The 24,139-nt window shown below is 33.1% G+C and carries 9 protein-coding genes and 2 riboswitches; of the genes, 2 read left to right on the top strand and 7 right to left on the bottom strand.

The features are described 5' to 3' along the window. Positions 1-70: 70 nt before the first annotated feature. Positions 71-3,877: a methionine synthase gene (gene metH / locus EI427_RS08705; protein ID WP_126613695.1), complete on the bottom strand. Its 3,807-nt coding sequence runs from the start codon at positions 3,875-3,877 to the stop codon at positions 71-73. Positions 3,878-3,980: 103 nt separating this feature from the next. Beyond that, positions 3,981-4,088: riboswitch (SAM riboswitch) on the bottom strand. Positions 4,089-4,577: 489 nt separating this feature from the next. Between metH and EI427_RS08710 the strand changes: the two genes are divergently transcribed. Beyond that, positions 4,578-7,505 carry a SusC/RagA family TonB-linked outer membrane protein gene (locus tag EI427_RS08710; RefSeq protein ID WP_126613697.1) on the top strand — a complete coding sequence of 976 codons (2,928 nt, stop codon included), beginning with the start codon at positions 4,578-4,580 and terminating at the stop codon, positions 7,503-7,505. A 76-nt stretch (positions 7,506-7,581) separates the two neighbouring features. Further along, positions 7,582-9,219, top strand: coding sequence for a RagB/SusD family nutrient uptake outer membrane protein (locus EI427_RS08715; RefSeq protein ID WP_126613699.1), 1,638 nt, complete (start codon positions 7,582-7,584; stop codon positions 9,217-9,219). Positions 9,220-9,329: 110 nt separating this feature from the next. Here EI427_RS08715 and EI427_RS26145 read toward each other — a convergent pair whose 3' ends face one another. From EI427_RS26145 to EI427_RS08740, 6 genes are all read right to left on the bottom strand, one after another. After that, entirely contained in the window at positions 9,330-9,665 is a 336-nt protein-coding gene (locus EI427_RS26145; protein WP_205727917.1) for an exonuclease/endonuclease/phosphatase family protein, read from the bottom strand. Positions 9,666-9,793: 128 nt separating this feature from the next. Beyond that, positions 9,794-10,363, bottom strand: coding sequence for an endonuclease/exonuclease/phosphatase family protein (locus EI427_RS26150; RefSeq protein ID WP_205727918.1), 570 nt, complete (start codon positions 10,361-10,363; stop codon positions 9,794-9,796). Positions 10,364-11,449: 1,086 nt separating this feature from the next. After that, positions 11,450-17,881 carry a S8 family serine peptidase gene (locus EI427_RS08725; RefSeq protein WP_170178426.1) on the bottom strand — a complete coding sequence of 2,144 codons (6,432 nt, stop codon included), beginning with the start codon at positions 17,879-17,881 and terminating at the stop codon, positions 11,450-11,452. A 369-nt stretch (positions 17,882-18,250) separates the two neighbouring features. Further along, on the bottom strand, positions 18,251-19,939 hold the full coding sequence (locus EI427_RS08730; protein ID WP_126613703.1) for a ribonucleoside-diphosphate reductase subunit alpha: 1,689 nt from the start codon (positions 19,937-19,939) through the stop codon (positions 18,251-18,253). Between the two features lie 103 nt (positions 19,940-20,042). After that, the gene (locus EI427_RS08735) at positions 20,043-21,020 is read right to left on the bottom strand and encodes a ribonucleotide-diphosphate reductase subunit beta (RefSeq protein WP_126613705.1); all 978 of its coding nucleotides are present in this window, start codon (positions 21,018-21,020) and stop codon (positions 20,043-20,045) included. 160 nt (positions 21,021-21,180) lie between these two features. Then, positions 21,181-21,383: riboswitch (cobalamin riboswitch) on the bottom strand. A 514-nt stretch (positions 21,384-21,897) separates the two neighbouring features. Beyond that, complete coding sequence (locus EI427_RS08740; protein ID WP_126613707.1) at positions 21,898-24,135, bottom strand: DUF748 domain-containing protein; 2,238 nt, start codon at positions 24,133-24,135, stop codon at positions 21,898-21,900. Positions 24,136-24,139: the final 4 nt, after the last annotated feature.

Consider the following 24,139-nt stretch of genomic DNA (forward strand, 5'->3'; position numbering starts at 1 on the left):
AAACACAGTATATAATATTTGGTAATACTAATATATACTGTGTTTTTATATTTTTAAAAGAATGAATAGACTAGTAACTCAAAATGCTACCTAACCAACGTTCCATAATATGTTCTTCTTTCTCTACACGTTTAGCATAGTCATCTACTTGATCTTTATTGATCTTTCCAAGACCGAAGTAACGTGAGTTTTCGTTACCAAAATACCAACCACTTACAGATGCTGCTGGTGTCATTGCGTAGCTTTCTGTTAACTCTACACCAATGTTATTTGTTACATCAAGAAGTTTGAATAATTTATCTTTTTCTGTATGATCTGGACATGCAGGGTAACCTGGTGCTGGACGAATACCCTGATATTTTTCATCAATTAATTCTTCATTATCATGAATTTCATCCTTCGCATATCCCCAAATCTCTTTTCTTACTTTCTTATGCATTAATTCTGTAAATGCTTCAGCCAATCTATCGGCTAGTGCTTTTACCATAATACTATTGTAATCATCATGATCTGCTTCAAACTTTTCTACTAAAGCGTCAATACCGATACCTGCTGTTACTGCAAAAGCGCCAACATAATCTTTTCTGCCTGACTCTACAGGAGCTACAAAATCACTCAAACAGAAGTTTGGTTTACCTGTTGCTTTTTTGTTTTGTTGTCTAAGATGACATAAAGTACCTGTTTGCTTCTCTCTATTTTCTCTATAGAAAGTTGAATGATGGTGCTCAGCATCTGGCAATTCTACATCTTCTTCTTTAAAATCATAAAGAGCAATATCATCATCGTTAATGCTATTCGCAGGGAAGAAACCTACTACAGCATTAGCTTGTAATAACTTATTGTCTACAATCTCTTTTAAAAGTGCTTTGGCATCTTTAAATAAATCCGTTGCTTCTTTACCTACAACTTCATCCGTTAAAATAGCTGGAAAACGACCTGCTAACTCCCATGTTTGGAAGAATGGTGTCCAGTCGATATAGGTTGCAATTTCTTCTAAATCATACGCTTCGAATTTCTTAACGCCTAGGAAAGATGGTTTTGTAATTGGCGTAGTTTTCCAATCAATATCCACTTTATTCTTACGAGCATCAGCTATAGAAATTAATTTCTTTGCAGATTGACGTTTGGCATGAGAAATTCTTAATGCAGCATACTCATCTTTAAATTCTTGAATTACCTCTTCTCTGTATTCTTTATTTTCTGATACATAAGCAGAAGCAATAGGAACAGATTTAGAAGCATCTAAAACATGAACTACAGAACCCGAATATTTAGGATCTATTTTAACAGCTGTATGAATTCTTGAAGTTGTTGCTCCACCAATCATTACAGGGAAGTTTAGACCTCTACGCTCTAACTCATCTGCTACATAAACCATTTCATCTAATGAAGGTGTGATTAGACCACTTAGTCCAATTACATCTACATTTTCTTCTTCTGCTGTTCTGATAATTTTATCTAGAGGAACCATCACCCCTAAATCAATAATTTCGAAGTTGTTACACGCCAAAACTACTGATACAATATTTTTACCAATATCATGTACATCACCTTTTACGGTGGCCATCAAGATTTTACCAGATGATGACGATACTGATGCATTCGGATTATTTTTCTTTTCTTCTTCAATGTAAGGAATAAGTATGGCAACCGCCTTTTTCATTACACGAGCAGATTTTACTACTTGAGGAAGGAACATCTTACCTTCTCCAAATAAATCACCTACTATGTTCATTCCATCCATTAAAGGACCCTCAATTACTTCAATCGCTCTATCAAATTTCTGACGAGCTTCTTCTACATCTTCATCAATAAATTCTACAATACCTTTTACTAGTGCATGAGAAAGACGTTTAGCTACTGGATTTTCTCTCCAAGTAAGATCAACTTCTTTTTTCTTTCCTTTTGATTTAACCGTTTCAGCAAAATCTACTAAGCGTTCTGTAGCATCATCTCTTCTATTTAAAAGAACATCTTCTACATACTCTAACAAATCTTTTGGTATTTCTTGATATACCTCAATCATACCTGCATTTACAATACCCATGTCCATACCTGCTTTACAAGCGTGGTATAAAAAGGCAGAGTGCATTGCTTCACGCACACCATTGTTTCCTCTAAAAGAGAAAGAGATATTAGAAACACCCCCACTTACTAAAGCATAAGGTAAGTTTTCTTTTATCCAACGTGTTCCCTCAATAAAATCAACTGCATAGTTATTGTGTTCTTCAATACCTGTTGCAACTGCAAGAATGTTTGGGTCAAAAATAATGTCTTGTGGAGGGAAGCCTATCTTATTTACTAAAATATCGTAAGAGCGACTACAGATTTCTTTTCTTCTCTCGAAGTTATCTGCTTGCCCATTCTCATCAAAAGCCATTACTACAACTGCAGCTCCGTACTTTTTAATAAGTGTTGCCTTATATATAAAGTCCTCTTCTCCTTCTTTTAAAGAGATCGAATTAACAATACCTTTTCCTTGTAACGTTTTTAAACCTGCCTCAATGATATTCCATTTAGAAGAATCAACCATTACAGGAAGTTTGGCAATATCTGGCTCTGCTGCAATTAGATTTAAGAAACGTGTCATACATGCTTCTGAATCTAACATACCTTCGTCCATATTGACGTCGATAACTTGTGCTCCACCTTCTACTTGATGACGAGCTACTTCTACAGCAGCTTCAAAATCACCATTTTCGATTAAACGACGGAATTTTGCAGAACCTGTTACGTTTGCTCTCTCTCCTACATTTACAAAAATGCTCTCTGGCTTAATTGTAATCGGTTCTAAACCACTTAAACGTAAGTAAGGTTCATGAACAGGAAGTGCTCTTACACTTGCTTTTTTAAATGTGTTCGCAATACCTTCAATATGATCTGGAGTTGTTCCACAACACCCACCAATAATATTTACTAACCCATCAAAAGATTCTAAAATAGCACTCATCTCATCAGAAGTCTGATCGTATTCTCCAAATTCGTTTGGAAGACCGGCATTCGGATAAGCAGAAACATTAATGTCTGCAACACGAGATAATTCTTGAATATATGGACGTAGTAAATCAGCTCCTAAAGCACAGTTTAAACCTACACTAAATAAATCTGCGTGGCATATAGAGTTCCAGAATGCCTCAACTACTTGTCCTGATAACGTTCTACCCGATGCATCTGTAATTGTACCAGAAACCATCAATGGTAAACGTTCTCCTTTATAATTGTTTGGGAATTCTGCTTCTCTGCCCTTTGGTGCAGCAGAAATAACTTTTCCTTCTTCAAAATCTGTGAAATATTTGTCTGCAGCAAATAAAGCCGCTTTACAGTTTAATGTATCAAAAACTGTTTCAATCAAGATGGTATCAGCTCCACCTTCTGCTAAGCCTTGTACTTGTAAATAGTAAGCTTCAACAAGATCATCAAAAGTTACGGCTCTATATCCCGGATCATTTACATCTGGAGAAATAGAAGCTGTTCTGTTTGTTGGTCCAACTGCCCCTGCAACAAATCTTGGCTTATGAGGTTCCGCTGCTGTAAACTCTGCTGCTGCCTCTTTTGCCAATTTAGAAGATGCATAATTTAGTTCGTAAACCTCTGACTCCATTTGGTAATCTGCCATTGCAATGGTAGTACCGGAGAAAGTATTCGTTTCTACTATATCTGAACCCGCTTTAAAATATTGACGATGAATATCTCTAATAATCTCAGGTTGCGTAATAGATAACATATCATTGTTACCTTTTACATCACAAGTGTGCTCTTTATAACGCTCACCTCTATAATCTTCTTCACCTAATTTATGACGTTGGATCATGGTACCCATAGCACCATCTAAGATCAACACACGTTCTTTAGCGATCTTCTTTAGTTGTTCTGACATCTTACTATTTGAAAGTTACGTTTCACCTACTCCTTACTTAATACATAAGGAGATAAAAACGTGCTTAATTTCTGAGACAATTCATCCTAAAAACGAATGTTACAGCTCATCTTTCTCGGACACTTCCGAAGCGGGATTTGGCACCTTTCGTTGGGAACAACGGTTGCCATGACATCTACGAGCCCGTTCTCTCTGTCATTCTTGATAAGCACGTCGCAAGATAGTTACAAATTGTAATAATTCATGGTTTTCTATGGATTTTTAAAGCATATAGCGCTGATTTACCGATTATTTTTAATTATTTCTAATTTTTTTTGAAACGTAAATTATCCAACTATTTAAATGTATTTGATACAATTTATAACTTCCAGAAACAGGTTGCGCAACAGGTTGTTAAACAATAGTAGCGTATTCACAAGTTCGTTAACCTCTATCAGAAACCGGTTGAAATAGTACTTTTCTTCTCATACCCATTACCTATAGATATACAACATCTTAAAGTGCAATTTTTACATGTATTCTTGTCAATTCTTCATTTGCATATACCCTTATTTAGTAATAGAATTGTACTGACAAACTATAGTAACTAGCTCGAGCTCTCTAATAATTATAATTACTATCGCTATACAAAAAGTCTAACTAAATATTCACTGACAATGAAATGAAAGCAACTATTCATTGCCGAAAAACTACATAACTAATGAGAAAAAGATTACAATTTTTTTGTTTCTTCACTGTCCTTGTATTGCTAAATTTATTTGATACGTATGCACAAGACCGTAACATAAGTGGTGTAATACTCGATGAAACAAACCAACCTATGCCGGGGGTAAATATTATTATCAAGGGCACTTCATCTGGTACAACATCTAACTTTGACGGTAAATTTGCCTTATCTCTCCCTGCATCTGCAGAGGTTATACAAATTACCTACATTGGTTATTTTGATAAAGAAATTACAATTGGAAACAAGTCTGCTTTCGAAATCAAAATGGACGTAGACGCTGAACAACTGGAAGAAGTTGTGGTTGTTGGCTACGGTCAAATGGATAAAAAAGATGTCACTGGTGCAATGTCTTCTATTAAATCAGAAGATTTTAACCAAGGTGTTGTTGCCTCTCCAGACCAATTGATTCAAGGTAAGATTGCAGGTGTACAAATGACTCCTTCTTCTGGAGAACCGGGTGCAGGTGTAAATATTCGAGTGCGTGGTGGTACTTCTCTTACTGCATCAAATGAACCACTTTACGTGATAGATGGCTTTCCGATAGATAATACTGCTTCAGATCCGGGTACGGCTGGAGTTTATTCGGCTTCGGCTTCAAAAAATCCTTTAGCATCTATCAATCCTAATGATATCGCATCATTTGATGTATTAAAAGATGCTTCTGCAACAGCTATATATGGTGCTCGTGGTGCTAATGGTGTAATTATCATCACTACTAAAAAAGGAAAAGAAGGTATTGCGAAAGTAGATTATGACGCTTACGTTGGTGTATCTACTATTGCTAAAAAGGTAGGTGTACTTTCTGCTAGCGAGTACAGAGCGGCAACAGCTGCTGAAGGTGCAAACCCTTTAGATTTAGACGCAAATACAGATTGGCAAGATGCTATGACTAGAGAGGCAATTACTCAAAATCATAACCTTGGTGTATCTGGAGGTAATAAAAATACACAATACAGGTTCTCGGTTAATTACTTAAACCAAGAAGGTATTATGGTCAATTCGGGTATGGAAAGAATTGGAGGCAGAATGAATATCACTCAAAAATTAGCCGATAAAGTTACTTTAGGAGCTAATATGATGGGGTCATTCACTAAAAACAATAACCTTCCATACGGTGTTGGTGGTGCATTAGATGGAGGGGTAATTAATAACATGTTACGCATGTCGCCCCTCTTACCAACAGACTTTTCTTCTTCTAATCAACTAGAAAAGAATCCGTATACAATGGCCACTTCTGTAAGAGATTTCACCAATACACAAAGAGTTTTAGGTAATGTATTTATTGAAGCTCAGCTAATTGAAGGCTTAACAGGTAAAATTAATTTAGGTGGAGATATTACTTCTGCTAAAAGAACAGCTTACTTACCAGGTTCAATTGAATGGGTTGGTAAAGGAAATGGATCTGCTGATGTAAGAAATAACTTCTTGCATAACGTACTCCTTGAAGGTACTTTAAACTATACTAAATCTTTTGGCGATTTTAAGTTAAATGCTTTAGCTGGTTATACTTTCCAAGAATTTGGACGTGAATATAATGGTGCAAATGCTACTGGTTTTGACATTGATGAAACTGCAGAACACAACTTAAATGCAGCAAATGGTGCTGTATTAGTAGATTCTTACAAAGAGTCTAGCAAGTTAATTTCTTGGTTAGGTAGAGCAAATATGAGTTTTAAAGACAAATATGTTGTTACTGCAACTGTAAGAGCAGATGGTTCTTCTAGATTTGGTGCTAATAATAAATGGGGAGTGTTCCCTTCAGTTTCTGCTGCATGGAGAATTGCCGAAGAAGATTTCTTGAAAAATAGTGATGTTGTAAGCGATTTAAAATTACGTGCAGGTTGGGGTGTTACGGGTTCTCAAGAAATTGGTAACTACCGTTCTTTACCTACGCTATCAGGTGATAAAGGGTATAGTGCAGTAGGTATTGGTTCTGGGGTAACATATAATAATTATGCTAATCCAGATTTGCAATGGGAAGAAACTCGCCAGTTAAACTTTGGTGTAGACTACGAGTTCTTTAATGGTATTCTTTATGGTTCTGTAGATTTCTATCAGAAAAACACAAGCAACTTATTGTTAGAATTACAAGCTCCTCAACCAGCTCCAGTAGATGTTTATCTTCAGAATGTTGGTGAGCTTAATAACCAAGGTGTTGAATTTGCTTTAAATACAGTAAATATCTCGAAAGATAAATTTACATGGACGACAGGTATTGTTGCTGCTTACAATGAGAACGAAGTAAAAAACATTGGTGATTATGACGAAATTCTAACAGGCGCTGTTGGAGGTCGTGGTCAAGTAGGTCAGTTCTCTCAAGTAATTAAGCCCGGTTTACCTTATGGTACTTTTTATGGTCCGGTTTATCAAGGTCTTGATGAGAGTGGAAATGCAATTGTTTCTGAAGAAAGTGAAGTGTTAGGACAAGCTGTTCCATCTTGGACACTAGGTTTCAATAACACCTTCAATTATGGCAACTGGGATTTAAATGTATTCTTTAATGGTGCATTTGGTCATCAAGTATTTAACAATACGGCCTTAGAATTTTCTTCTACAAATGACTTATATGGCGAAGGAAGTACATATAATGTAATGAAAAATGCTGTAGATGAAGGTATTCGCCAAACTGGATACAATTCTAAATTTATCGAAGATGCTTCTTTCTTTAGGTTATCTAATATGACATTAGGTTATACTTTCAACATGAACAAAGTAAAGCATATCAGAAATATTAGAGTTTACGCTTCTGGTCAAAATCTATTTGTGATTACTGATTATTCTGGATACGATCCTGAGGTAAATGCTCCTGCAGGTGGTAATCAAGTTCCTCCTATTGGAATTGATTATAACAACTACCCTGCTGCTAGAACTTTCATGGGTGGTGTATCAATTGGTTTCTAGAACTACTTTACTTCATCTAATCACAAACTAATTATTTGATGGTAAATCGATCAAATAATTCCAAAAAGAAATAAAAATGCTAAGAAATAAATTAATAGCTGCATTGGCTGTAGGTGCTTTATTTTCATCTACATCATGTACAAATTTAGACGAAAAATTATACAGCTCTGTAACAGACGAGTACTTTCAAGATCCTGAAAACTTGCCCTCTGCAGTTGCTCCCGTTTATGCATCACTTAGAGGATTTTATCACCATGAAAACTATTGGGGATTTTCTCAAGTATGTTCTGACGAAACTTTAGTACCTACTAGAGGCGGTGACTGGTATGACGGTGGAAAGTGGCTGCAGTTAAACGCACATACTTGGAACGAAAACCACCCTCATTTACCTGGTTTATGGAATACTCCTTATACGGGTATAGCAAGAGCTAATGGTTTGATTGAATCATTAACTGGTTTTGAACAAACGGAAGAAATTGCTCAAACTACAAGCGAGGTTCGCTTTTTAAGAGCTTTCTACTATTTTTCATTAATGGATATGTTTGGTAATGTGCCGTTGGTACTTACTACTAAACATAATGGAGATACTCCTGCAAGTACTCGCCCAGAAGTAACACAATTTATTATTGATGAGTTAGAAGAAATTAAGGATAGCCTTTCTGATTCTCCAAGTTATGGACGTATTGGTCAGGGTGCTGCTTATGCTCTTCTTGCTAAGATTTACTTAAACGCAGGCGTGTATTTACAAGATGGTACAAAAGTAATTGATCCATCAGAAGCACAACTCAATAAAGTAATTGAGTATAGCCAAAAAGTAGAAGGAATGGGTTATGCTGTCTATTCAGAGTACTTAGAAACTTTTAAATTGGGCAACGAAGAAAGTAATACAGATTATATTTTCTCTATTACATATACTGCAGACGATCCTCTTGGAAACCACGGTAATAGTTGGGGAGTACATTATTTAACACACAAAGTAAAAGGTGTTGAATGGGGAGTTCCTTCAAAATGGAATGGCTTTTCTATGATGACTGATCGTTATGAATCTTTTGATGCTCAAGACAATAGACGTGATCAATTCTATACAGAATTTGAGACAGAAGCAGGTGATATAATTCAGCATGAGCACGAATTACCACTCTTTGATGCCAATAAAACACAAGGTGTCCGATTAATGAAATGGGAGCCTGATTTAGGTTCAATTGGTGTTACTTGGGGCGGATGGTCTGGAAATGACTTCCCATTAATTCGTTATGCTGACGTTTTATTAATGCACGCAGAAGCTCTTGGTAGAAAAGGAGACCACGCTGGTGCTTTAGCAATGGTAAATAAATTAAGAACAGAAGGAAATCGTTTTGATAGCTCGTCTCCAATTGCTAATGCAACAGATCATTATAATCAATTATTAAGTGATGGAAAAGTAAGCTCTTCTATCGATTTTATATTGCTTGAACGTGGATGGGAATTATGCTGGGAAGGTGTACGTAGACAAGACCTTATCAGACATGGAAAATATCTTGAAGTTTGGCAAAATAAACAAATGGAAAATGATGCCGATGCATTTGAATTGAGAACAGATGCAGATGGTAATGAATATACTTTCTGGTTACCAAGTAAAGGTAAAGTAAGTGATGGAACACATAGGTTATTATTTCCTATACCTCCTACTCAAGTTGCTGCAAACCCTAACTTAAATCAGAATGCAGGTTACTAAGTTGTTTTCATAACTAGAGATTATATTTCATTCGTTTTTGACATCAGCTATTAGCTAAACCCTTTTACTAACTTAAGCCTACCTCTATTTTTGAGGTAGGCTTTCTAGTTTTATAACTTTATTATAAACTCTCCTAAAACCGCTTTATGATCTGTAGGCCATACTCCTTTTGGTTCTTGAAATACATCTTTAGAGGTTTCATCAATTACTTTGCTGTAAGCTACTGACTGTTTAGGACCAACTATAAAAATATCTTTTAAAGAAATTGATGCACTTGGTTTATAGAAAATAAAATCAATTCGATCTCTTTCATCCGATTCTGGAGCCCATACAACTCTCTCTACAGATAAATCAGCATTATAACAAGGAAAAGTAAACCCAGGATGTGTTATTGGATTTGGATATATTTCACGATAAGCATCAATAAAGTTATCTTCTTCTAACATTGTTGTCGATGTCCAAGGAATAACTACCCCGTTGTGCTCATATAAATCTTTATTCTCCTCTACCCAATCTCTATGCGACGCCTCATTAAAGTCACCTGCAAGTACTACAATTCGTCCTAGCGCTTCTTCTATCTTAGCATCTGCAATACGATTGCCTCTATACGTTTAGACTTTAAGTTATCGGCTAGTAACAAATTAATATCTGTAACGGGTTTATCTAAATGCTTCCAAGTACTCCCATCGTACCCTCTAGGTAAATATATTGCACAGTTTCTATAATCCAAATGAGCAGAATAAAAGGCAATTTCTTTTTGCCCAACTTTTATTATTGCTTTAGTTACTGATCCTCGATCATCAACTACAGGATAAAAAGCCTCCTGATTAAGAATTGGATATTTTGAAAGGATACCGGAATCCTGACTACTATCAGAATAAAAAGTAAACCCTCTCTCTTTTAGATCTTCTACTAAGCGTTTTGCTAAAGATTTTTGCTCATAGTTTCTGACCTCACTAAGTGCAATAACATCTGCATTAGTATGAATAATTTCGTCCAAAATTGCCACATATCCATTGGGTACTATTGTTCCTTCCTGCCAAATATTAAACTGAAGTACACGTAAAGATAGCTCCTCTTGCTTTGTACAATTGATGAATAAAAAAGGAATAATCAATAGAATTGACCACTTAAAATTTGTCATAATTGTTAGTTTTTGATTGATAAACTTAGGTTTTAAAAAAAAGTTAATTTTTTTTCAATTCATTAAAAAATAGAATTGTACAATATTAAAGCGTAAAAGGAACATTTACAAGTTTATTCTCTTCGTGTTTGCAACCGATTGCAATGAAAAAAATGATGAAAAAACATGATTTAATAGCACCGTAACCGATTGAAATAGCATTAATCACACCTCACTACAACACATTGAAATAATACAATTTCACACATTTTTAGCTTTTGATTAATATTTGTAAAATTAACTTTTCATTTGTACAATTGCAGTACAATAAAAATGAAAAAAGAGGCCTTATCTTATCATATATGATATATATAGGGCAATACAAATTATTTAACAAAAGCACCTCGCTCTCAATTTTTAAGGTGTAATCTATAGTATGAAAATGATTTAATAGTAATTAATGGAAGAAAAACATTAAATACTTCAATAAAAATATATGGCGGGAACAACCGTAAAGTGTCTGTCTATCACTTTACAATAAAGTCAGAGGGATCTAAAAAATCTCTCTGACCTTCCCTAACACAATTCCATTTAGGATCTTATTATAAGTAGCATATTAGTTATAATTGAAAACACTTTCTAACCAATGAAAGCAGGAGTATATTTTAATATCTCCGACTCTTCTTGTTCTTAACAGAACTGTTCAATGTTATTATAAACATTGATATAATTAATTTGGCTCATTTATGAGCGCGGGGACACTCTCCCGCCATACTTATAGACAAGCCCTCCTCTTGCTATTTTAGCATCCGGAGGGTCTTGTCAAGAAATTAACTCTCCCCTTAATTATCAAAGTCTAAGCGATAGAAGAATTATTTGATATAAGCGATAATTATCAAATAAAAAAGCTGTTAAGTATGAATTACTTCATTACTTAACAGCTTTACTTTTATAATAGTATTTCTTTCTAGAATGATAGTCTTAAAAAAATAAGAATCCTGAGTAATAACTAAGTATTGTAATACAAAGTATCACTCAAGATCTTTTTATTTAATGATTAACTATATTAAAGTAAAATTTGAAATCCCCACTAATTATCTAATATATTTATTGAATAGTAAGTCGTTTCGTTAAAGTTTTTCCATCTTCTGATGTAATACTTATAATATAAATACCACTAACAAGATTTGAAACATCGACCATATGTTTAAAAGTTCCTTGAGGTACATTTCCCCAACTTTTAGTAAATAGTTTCTTACCTGATAAATCTGTTACATTCAAATAAATTGATGTAGGTTGATCTACTTCTACTAAAATAGTAGTAATAGTAGTTGCTGGATTTGGATACAGTTTTACTCCTGTTGAAGAACTACTTATCAGATTACTAATTATGTCCTTATTTACTATAATTTCTAAGGTTACTTCTAAATCTAATTTTCCATCCGAAACAATAAGTGGTAATGAAGTTGTACCTTCTTCTATACCAAAAATCATAAGGTGTTGATCATTAGTGATAAATGCATCTACTTTAGTTAAATCAAAACTTCCAAGTGAATAAACTAATGAATCTCCATTTATATCAGATATATGATTATTTAAATCAAAAATAACATACTCATCAATCATTAATACTACTTCAGTAAATTTTTGAGAAATTTCAGGTGAATAATTTTTCCCAGTTACCTCTACTTCAAACTCTAAAGTCGAAGTATCTCCATCAACTGTTAAGAATACTGTATAAGTTTGTATTCCTACATTTTCACCGATAATAATAACGTTTGTCTGGTCCTCAATAATAAAAGATGCATTTTCAACTTCAGCAGAAGTCAATCCTATACCAATCTCAACATTTCCTTCATAAGTAAAGTGCTGTGATAGATCATAATTGATGGAATCTTCATATTGAACCTCCGTACTTATTAAAGTATCTAAAATAAGCAGAGAACTTTTCACATGATAAGGATAAGTTAAACTTGCTAAAAAAGTTCCATTTGTTGCCAAAATAGTAACTTCGATATCACCTTGACTTATTCCATAAATATTTAAGAGATTATCTTCTTCAGAGAAAGCAACAACCCCAATAGTATCAAAACTATAAGAATATTCAAGACCCTCAATATTTGTAATCAATGTATCTAAACTAATTGAATATGTTTCACCAATAAAAATTTTATTTATCTCATTATCTGGTAAAACTTTTATTGGAACAGGCAAAATAGACTCATCCCCTCCATTTGAAGCTACTACATAAAGAGTGTCAAGTCCTGTTTCTGAAGAGGTGATCGTTATCAAGCCCTCATCATCAATTTCAGCTATTAAAATAGAATTCTCTTTTTCCTGTAATGAGTAGGTTATAGTAGTTTCACTTGTTAAACTAAAATGATCTGAAACTAAATACTTTAAATTAGAATTCAAATTAAACCTCAGTTCAGAGATGCTATCAAGAATTGCTGGCGGATTAAAATCAGGTACTGATACAATGACAGGAAAGTTAACTTCTATTGTCCCTAGAATATCAGAAATTTTTATATTCAAATCAACTACCCCTGGGTTTTTACCAAATATAACAAGTTGATTATTATTCTCGATTGATGATTCAACGACATTTTCTTTATCCAAATCAATTTGATACTCTATTGTATCAAGATTAATATCATAAAAATGTTGAGTTAGATCTATAACTTTAAAGTTATTTTTCTCAATTACTAGTTCTTCTATAGGACGTACTAATTCAGGTAAACTGTTATCATAACTTCTTCCACTTAATTGAATAATATTAGAAACATTCTCAAAATGAATAAGTAAATCACCTTCAAAAAGAACAACTCCTTCTATTAGAGGCTGGAATATTACGTTCAATAATATACTGTCTTGAGGTTGTAATAATCCAATTTGAGAGTTAACTGTATAAGCATCATTTGTGATAGAAATAGAATCAACATAAATCGATACTGCCGAATTGTTTACAATATATAATTCTTCAGTTTTATTGTAACCATTAGCTACGCTATCAAATTCTATTTTATTAGCTGATGCATCCAAATCTACGATTGATATAAGAGCTGGTATTTCTCTATGAGGTTGAAGTTGATCATTACTATTAATTTCAATATCATATAAATAATCCCCTGCTCTCATTCCATTAGTATCTTTTGTAAAATTAATGATTTGAGAATCTCCTGGAGCTAATTTACCTTCAGAAACATCAAAACTAACACCTCCTTGATTCTGAAAAGCAATCCAACCAAATTGATAATCACTCCCTAAGTCATCACCCAAAATAATTGAATTTCCAGATTGAAGATCAAGCTGTCTAAAGTTAAAAAAGTAATTATCATAATCAAAAGAAGCCATTACCATTCTATCGTTTGCTGCATCCCAACCTAAACCAGAACCAAAATTTGAAATGAATCCAATATATCCAACTTCTTCAACATTGGCACCTGATGTATCAATTTTTAATAATGTATTATTAAAAACATCTATACCATATAAGTTACTTTGTCCATCAAATGAGAGACTTATCATATATAAGTCAGATATTCCAAAAGTACCTATTTCTGTAAGTGAAAAATTCTCTAAGTTAAATAAAAACAATTTTGAGCCAGTACAGATATATAGTTCGTCACTATTAACATCATAAGCAGCTCCATTTATATTATTAATATCTAAAACTCCTTGTTCAGAAACTTCTTCAGTTACAGGATCAATGATATAAAACGCTCCAGAAATATCAAACTCAATAAACTTATCTAATGAAGATATATATTCTCCAGCTCCTACAAAATCATATTTCATTGGTCCAAACAAATATTTGGTCAAACTAGAGGTATCCTCGGGTAATATAGAAGCATACCCTGAAGAACCTTCAAAGTGATCATATAAATAGCCGAATGCTGCTTGATCTTGTATTTCGAAATAGCGTTTTAAATTATTTGACCTAAAATCTTCTCTCCTAAATTGTTCTGGTATAATACCATTATGTGGAATCCCTTTTCTTAAAAGTTGTTTAGGACGAACAGCTTTTGGTAAACTAAGCGAAGTTGATAAATCACTCCTACGTTGCCTTACACTAATGTTATAAGATACTGTATCTTCACCATCATTAGTTAAAGTAAAAGGTTGAGTTACTTCACTATCCCTTAATACAACAACTGAAAGTGAATCTTCCTGATGATTTAACACTAAATGTGGGTATGCATTCCAAATAGTATAATCCAAATCAATATTTATTATTTGATTTGTTGATTCATTAGTTGAAAAATTAATCGTTTCTGAATATTCATTTTTTTCAAGTGTTGAAAAACTAAAAGCTAAAGCCATACTATCCTTAGGCGCTATAGTTAAACTCGAATTTTCAAGTAAGATAGATGATGAACTAGATGTAATATCATTTATTTCTAAAGGTAAGTAGCCATCATTATATAGCATTAAAGTATCGTGTTTGATAGTATCAATATAAGAAACTAATGAAAAGGAAGAATCCGTATATGTCAATATAGGACCCCCATATTGTACTTCAATAAATATTTCGTCAATAGGTGTTGCTGGATCATTTGTTTGTATCAAAACTCGAGCTTGTATAGAACTTCCTTCTTTATAAGTCTTTTCAGCATTATAATTAATTTGGATTAGTTCAGAAGTTTGACCTGCTAAATCACCAATTCTTGGAGTAATACTTTCAATAAAGGAATTTCGATTAATTTCAATAGCTAATGAATCCTGTAAGTAATTCGTATTATATGCTATTGTCATTCCTTCAGTCCCTCCTAGTTTTTGCATGCCAACAGAATAAGAAGTTTCCTGTGTTTCTTTGTATTGATACTTTATATTACCATTCTTATTTAATATAACCTCGAATTCTACTCCTAAGTTAAGGTTATTATAATAATACCCTTGATATTGAATCACCACATAATTATTAAATTCTTTCACATAAATAGCATTCATTACTAGGTCTCTCCAATATGGTGCAATTATGTTTGATCCGATTTCATAATTTGGTAGTTCAGAATAGCTAAATGATACAAATTGATTGATAAAACTAATAGTACCATTCGTAGATATTTCCATTTTATTATAATGGTTATCGTAAAATCCGAAAGAAAAAGCATCAAATATATATGTATAATAAGTATCATCATTACTAGGAAATACCGTTGCTTCAGGATCATTTGCTAAATCTATCCAATCATATACTACAGAATTTGACTCCTCACTATCAATCCAAGTGTATTCTGATTCAGTATCATTACCAAATCCATATACTACTTGATGGCCTTGAATTTTACTTTCTTCTCCCTTCTTTAAATTTTCATTTAAATACTGAGAGGCTAAAAGTGGTACTTCACTATTAATTAAACTATCTTCGATAGCATAAGTAAGGGTGTCATTTCCATCATTAATTAGATCAAAAGTTATAGAGTCTTTAACAGGGGTTAAATGTTGTATTATTATAGAATCTGGAACTACAATTGTTGGAGGTGTAGTTCCGTTCCCTAATCCTATTAAATCTACACTATAGTTGGAAATATTTGGGTCATTAGTAGTCATAGTCAATACAGTAGAACGATCACCATCAGAAATTGGATTAAATTCAACCTCCAAAAATCCATTCTGGTATGGGCCTACTATTAATGTATCAGAATGGATAATATAATCAGGTAATACTGTTTCAAAATCTGTAATAGTTAAGTAAGAGTATGTTCTATTCACAAATTCCAAATATTGTGTATTTCCATAACCTAGATATAGAGAACCAAAATGTAATGAAGAACCAGCAACCATTTGAGGTGCTGTCACCACATCTACTTCCCACTTTAATACTTTAGTTTTTGAGTCATTTACCCTTACTATTATATCTAAATCATAATTCCCAGTTGTTAATCCTGTTCCATCTAAAATTACATCAACTGATTCTGACTCATTTGGCTGTAATACAATAAGCTCTGAACCTATAGACGCATAACTTTCTGAAGTTGTAAAAGCTAAAGTCAATGTGGTATCCATTTGATTGGTAATATCAATTGTTTGTGTTATGCTCCCTTCTTGATTTAATATCAATAATGTATCTAATGGTGTAATTTGATAATATACAGGCATAGCTTCAACTGCTAAATGTGCATTGAGTAATCCTGAACCCATTTTACCTAGGTATTGAGATGGTAAGTTATCTAAAGGATCGGTTGAGGATTCTAATAATTCCCTAAGATCTTCATTTGTGATTGTTGCTGTTAAATTAGATAATGCCAATGCAGCAATTCCTGAAACATGAGGGCATGCCATTGAAGTACCTTGATAAAAGCCATATAAATTATTAGGCAAAGTACTTAATACTCCTTCTTCTTCCCTATTGGTTTCTCCACCTGGAGCCGAAACATCTACCCAATCACCATAATTACTATACCAAGACTTTTGGTTGTTATGATTTGTAGCTCCTACTGCTACAACGGGTTCATAATACCCTGGATAGTAATCTAAATCTGAATCATTATTACCCGCTGCAAAAAAAACGATCCCTCCTTGCATTGGGCTACCTTCGTATTGTCCTGCTTCTGCAATAAAATAATCTATTGCATCAAGTATCTCTTGATCTGCATAACCAGGACTTGTATATCCCCAACTGTTTTGAGCTATTAGTGCTCCATTATCAGCTGCATATACAAATGCTTGGGCAAATCCACCACTACTATTAGGACTGAAAACTTCACAAGACATTAGCCTTACACCACCAGAAGCTTCATTTCCTCCTGCTACACCTGCAACACCAATTCCATTATTATTACTGGCTGAAATTGTACCACCTACATGAGTTCCATGATTGTCTGGATCAATACTATCATTTCCATCAGCAAAATTATAACCATAGATATCGTCTATATATCCATTATTATCATCATCTATTCCATTATCAGGTATTTCACCTGAATTTATCCACATGTTATCTTCTAAATCCAAATGTGAGTAATCTATACCTCCATCCATGACTGCCACAATAACTTGATCAGATCCCATTGTTGTCTCCCAAGCTTCAAGCAAACTAATATCAGCTCCTAATGTCCCATTAGTTTGACCAGTATTATTGTAATGCCACTGCTCATTAAGAAGTGGATCATCCGTATTCATACGTTTTAATAATTTTTCAGGATCAATGATTTTCGGTTGCTCATTAGGCCTAGAGAGTTGATGAACACACTTGGTAATCTCAAAACCGTCATAGCTTTTAAAAGCATTTGCTACTTCTGATGGATCTTGATTGCCACTATAAACAAATTCATACCAAAGATGTAATCCATACTTTCTGTGTCTTTCCTCTAATTTTGGTGAATATGGAAATACTCTATTTACTTGAAGAACATGAAAGTCAGCGCAGATTTCATCAAGTAAAATTTCTCCCATTTGTAATGTCCCATCAGACATTCTAGACTGTTTTAATGCCAAGAAAGAACTCTCTACATTTGTTTTTAATTTCACCCTAATAACTTGGGGTACAATATCTTTTTTTGTTATACCTTGAGCAGATACTGTTTGCTTTAACATTATGACTCCTAAGAGAATAATAGTTAGTATAAAAAAAGTACGGGAAGATTGAAGTTTCATTAGTGATAATTATAGCATTAGAAATATTGTTTTTAGTTTATTAGATATAATGAAGATTTAGTAACAAATACCATCTGTTAATCAATTATGATTAATTACAAATATTTAATGATATACAGCAATATGGCTTTAGTCGTTAGTTGTTTGCTATTGTAATCTCTTATTTATAAATAAAAAACGTCTCAAAAGTATTAATAATAATATAACTTAACAAGTTTAATATTTCTACTTAACAAAAAAAGCTGTTAAGTATGAATTACTTCATTACTTAACAGCTTTACTTTTTATAATTGTATTTCTTAGTTATTTCTAACCTTCACAAGAAACACATGTATCTTGAGTTACATTCATTTGTGTTCTCAATATACTCTCGCTTCTTTGGTAATATAAAGTCTTCACTCCTAAAGCGTGCGCTTCTAACATTACTGAATTTATATCTTTTACAGATGTTGTTGGAGGGAAATTAAGATTTAAACTCTGAGATTGATCTAAGAATGTTTGTCTTAATGCCGCTTGACGTACAATTTGCATCTGATTAATTTCCTTGAATGTTAGGAACAGTTCTTTTTCTTCTGCAGTTAAACCACCAATATTCTGTACTGAACCTCCATCTGCTAGAATTTGTTTCCATACATCAGATGTATTCAATCCTTTTTCATCAAGTAATTCTTCTAATTGCTTGTTTTTACGTGTAAATGCTCCTTTTGCAGAGTCCATTACATAATAATTACTAGCAATTGGTTCAATACCTGTACTGTACCCTCCTGCAATCAATGCATTAGATGTAGTTGGAGCAACAGTTAATAGTGTTGTATTTCTTCTACCAGTATCCATCATTACTTTAGGTTCGCCGTAAGCTACTGCTAACTTTTCTGATGCTCTAATAGATTGTTCTTTAATTTGTTTGAAGATGATTCTTGTCCAAGAATCTGCTGCAATACCTACAAAAGGAATCTTTTTCTTTTGTAAGAAACTATGCCAACCTAATACTCCAAGACCTAAAGCTCTATGGTTTTTAGCAAAATTAACTGCTCTTTCCATGTGCTCAATTCCTGTTGCTTTTTCTATAAATTCTTCCATTACTGCATCTAAGAAGAAAGTTGCTGTCTCTACTAAGTCAGTATCTTTCCACTCATCATAACGCACTAAATTTAGAGACGATAAACAACATACAAACGATTCATCTTCGCTTGAAGGTAACATAATTTCAGAACATAAATTTGAAGCTTTAATCTCCATATTCTGATCTTTGTACCATCTTGGACGCTGATTATTTGCATTGTCTTTGTAAAGAATATAAGGGATACCTTTTTCTATACGCGACTTTAAAACTTTTGCCCAAACTTCACGGCTTCTTCTATCACCTTCCCTAACTTTTTGAATAAAATTATCGGAAACAGAAACGCCCATAAATATATTTTGAATTGATTTCCCGACATCTTTAATTGTCAAAAATTCATCAATATCTGCGTGTTCAACATCTAAATATGCAGCAAGCATACCTCTTCGAGTATTCCCTTGGTTTGTTCCGTTGATTACAGAATCAAACATTTCTAAGAAAGGATATACACCATTACTTGTTCCGTTGTTAGTAATTTCTGCACCACGAGGACGAACATCTGATACGTTAATTGAAGTACCTCCTCCAATCTTTGACATCATCATCACTTCTGCTAAAGTAGAACCAATACCTGCAATACTATCTGGTACATAACTACCAAAACAACTAATTGGCAAACCTCTTTCTGTGCCCATGTTAGACCACACAGGAGAAGCAGGACATAAATAGTTATTCCATATAGCATCAAAGAATCTCTTCTCGAAATCAGGACGTTTTAATTTAGCTGCAGCAGATTTAGAAATACGTGTAACAGCATCTCGTACTGTTTCACCTTCTAATAAATAACCGTTTTTTAGTGTTTGCAAGCCTTCGCTTGTCATCCATTTTGGGTGAGGATCTAATTGTGAAACTTCCGGTGCAGTGTTAATTTCTGACATAAGTTGTGGAACTGAGGTGGTGATTTATTTGGTGTAAGTCCCCCTTATCATTTATAACTAAAGGAATTAAAAATGATAAGAGGATATATAGAGAAAATTTCTATTAAAATAAGTCGTCTGCTGTTACAGATTGTGACTTTTTAGTATATTCTGTTGGTCTAACTGCGAAGAAATCATCATGAGCATGACCAAATACTTCTTCATCAAACCATTGCATTTCTTTAAGTACTTCTTGATCTACTTCAAAGATTGCTTTTAATCCAATTTCAGTTAAACTTTTATTTAACCTATCGCGCATAAAGTGAATTAATTGATTAACCGGTAAGAAAGGCATTTCTCCTTTTTCAAAAATCCCAGTCAATAAACGAACTTCAACGTCATGTGATATTTTTGCAGCTTCATAAATACTTTCTTGCAACTCTGTAGTATTTAACTCAGGGTATTCTGCAATTAATGTATTATATAACCACATTCCTGCACGAGCGTGTGAATTTTCGTCTTTTGCACTCCACTTAATAATGTTACCAATTCCTTTTAGTTCGTTTTTGAACTTTTTAAAGGATAGTAAAATTGCAAATTGAGAAAATAGATTTACGTTTTCCGTAAAACAAGAAAATATTGCGATGCTTTGTAATAATGCAGTTGGCGTTGGTTTACCTGTTTCATCAACAGTTACTTTAGAAAGCATTTCTAAACGCTCCATTGCCGTCTCATCCTCAAGGAATTCCTCGAAATTATCAAGATCTAGAAGTTCATTTAAACGAGCATATGCCGATGCGTGTCTTGCTTCATTTTCAGCAAAAGTAATTGCCATAGCAGCAATTTCAGGCTTAGGAATATATTGTCCTACAACACCCCAAAAATCGTCTTGAACATTTGTTTCAGTTTGAGCAAATGTTTTTAAAATATTTCCAATAACTTCTCTTTCATGTTCTGAAAGGTTTGTTTTGAATTGTTGAATATCCGCATCAAAATTTACTTCTGAATGTATCCAGAATGTTTGATGAATTGCATCTATAAATTCTTGTGCTTTTGGGTATTCAAAAGGTTTGTAAGCAACTCGTTTATCTAATAAACTCATAAAAATTAAAGTTTTTCATTTATTACAACACAGGTGATTGTTCACCTCACACAATAAAAATCTTGCTGTTGTTCACAACGCAAAGGTCTGTAGACAATAGTAATATGTATAATTGTTATTCAGACGATTTGTTTTGGCTTTTCTTATTTTTCCCGAAGAAAATGTTCAGCACACGATGGCAGGTCTTCTGGCTCAGCATTACTTGCTTATCCTTCCCATAATCATCTATGTATAGTGGATATAGTTTAAACAAGTTCTCATGCTTTACAGCTGCGGGGTCAGCATAGGATTTTCACCTAATTCCCTTTTCACCTCACATAAAAATTAAATCTTATGTTCAGCACCATCGTTCTAACAAATAAATAGTGTTTTTGGCAGTTTTGCAAGGAATTGAAGGGATGATTTATCAAAAAAAAAATAAAAAACTTTTCTCCTAATTTACTTGACTGAATGAAAAATAGGCGCTATGTGAAGATGAACAGCACACGTTAATAAATTGCACTATTCCAATATTTCGACAAACAACCTAAATATTGAGATTAAAAGAAATTTTGTAATACTAGCATTAAATTTCTTTAAAAAAAGTTACCTAAAAACTTGCGCTTTTACCATTGTAACTAATAACGGCTATATACATCTACCCAAAGTAGAATTTTCTACTTTTTTTAAGCCTACTCTACCTATTAAGCAAAGTGCAAAAATTAATTATTATTCTACAAGACTATGAAACTACATTTACAACTATTGTAAATTTCTTACAAAGTGAGATTCGAGGTTGATTTTTAATAAAATTAGAATACCACACATTTTTCTTAGAAAATTAAAAAGGGCAACTTTTCAGATAGAAAAGTTGCCCTTTTTAAAAACTTTATATTTTTTACATATCCTCAATCGAATATTCAAGATCAAATAAAGGAAGACTCCCAACATTACTCCCTTCGGTTTCTTTTGCCGTTTCAATAGTTACAGCACCCTTTATTTCTGGAAGTTCATCTGCAATATAATCTACCAAAATTCTTTGACGAGTTGCTAGTATTCTTTCCTCTAAAGAATCTGCTTTATCTTCTCCTACAAATAACCAACAAACTTCTTCTATACTAGATGTAGAATCGACTGTTACCATAGTAGAATCCATCCTTGCATAAAGGTTATTCATAAGATATGTTCTGAAATCAATTGGGTCTGTAGCTACCTGCTTAATCGAACTAGTACTTGTTGCAATAGAATACTGATCTTCAGCATATCCTTTTACTAAATTTTCTTTCTCGTTATGACGATCTACAAATTGAACAAGTTTAACTTTAAGGTCAGGTTTTTTATCATATACTTTTTTAATAGTCTTAAGCTGTTTTATGTGCTTAGATGTAAGTAGAGTATCAGTATAATGTTTGAACTTAATATCTTTAAGGTCGTCTTCATCAACTTTAAAAATTCCTGCTAGTGCCTTAAAAGGTGCTGCAATCACCTTATTACACACATTTTTAACTACCTGCCAAATAATTCGTCCAACTCTAAATTTAGGATCATCTAAAGAGCCCTTAACGGGTACATCTAAAATAATGTCTCCATTTTTATCTTTCAATAAGAATACTGCAAACCTTAGAGGTAAACCGTAAGCATAAGATCCATCAGCTTTTCGTCCTAATTCAAAATCCTCAATTTTGATTTTATTCTCACTTACAAGGTTATTTTCTTTAATATCTGTATGACCATAATACGTCATTGCTCCTTTAAATATTGGGTAACCTGTATAGATGTTAGAGAAGAAACTAAAATCTTGAATTTGAAAATTCTCAATTACATAATCTATGGTTACATTATAGAAGTTATTTGGTTCTATGCTTAAATCGGCTTTTAATTTACCTCTTTTATTTAAAGTACCAGTTGAATGAAATGCCCATACCTTTTCTTCAGAACCTAGAACACCATTAAATACATTTACATCAGAAACTGCGTATTTATATTCTTTTCTTGGTATGCGCTGATCTCTATAAAGCATCTCTCCACCAATAATTGCGATAGAATCAATATGGTATTTTAATTCTGGCAAATCCTCTCCTATTGCAACAGTTCCCGTTTCTTCTACTTCAACCTCTTGCGTTTCTTCATCTAATTTAAAAAATTGAAACAGGTTATTTGTATTTTCATGTAAATCAAAGCGCATGTAAGGATGCTCCATTTTTAACAGTTCAAACTGAAAGTCATTATTTGCAACATCAATTGATCTAAAAATAGATAATGCTCTATCAACAGCAAACACCTTTTGAGATAACGTATCTAATATTACAAGACTATCAATACTTGCTTCTCCTTTAACCAGTACATCTGTAACATGATCTGCATCTCCAACAATATTTAAAGTAGCATTAGCATATCCATCTATTGATTTCAGCTCCAAATAATCGTTTAAATAATTTGTTAGTTTATTGATTCTTAATTGCTGTAAATCAAAATCTAGTTCATACTCGTTAGTCTTGATATTATAATCTGCTTTGAAAGCGAAAGAACCTCCATTATCCAAATCAAAACCAAAATCAACTAGTGTTTGATCGTTAGACCAAGTAATTTCTGGAATACCAATACCCACCCCTTTAAGGTTAAATGTTTCGTTTTTTGCTAAATCTTCAAATTCAACATAACCATCATCAATAGAAATATTTCTGATGGTATATCCTATAAATGGCTCTTCTTCGTCTGTAATAACGGGTTCTTCAATAACAATAGAGTCTGTTGTAGCGTAACGTTCAATTAGATCATCAAAATTAAATGATTCGTTATTTTGAATTACTTTTCCATAGGGGTGAACTAATTTAAGTTCTGTAAGTAGAAGTTCTCTTTTTATTAAATCTGTTAATTCAACATCAAGGTATAGTGAGTCTAAACCAATAAACTTTGTGGTATCATCAGCTTCAAATAATCTAAAATTAGAAATTGATAACTCCCCTGTAAATATATTAAGGTCAAGTAGTTCTATAGTACTTTGCCTTCCTATTAATTCTTTACTGTTTTTATTGAAATAATCTAGCCCTAAACTAGGTATTACGTAGCGTAATAAAACAAAAAGTACGAGTAGTATTGCTCCAGTTATTAATGGAGTTTTGAAACGTTTGTTCATGAAC

The sequence above is a fragment of the Flammeovirga pectinis genome, from assembly GCF_003970675.1.
Lineage (GTDB): Bacteria > Bacteroidota > Bacteroidia > Cytophagales > Flammeovirgaceae > Flammeovirga > Flammeovirga pectinis.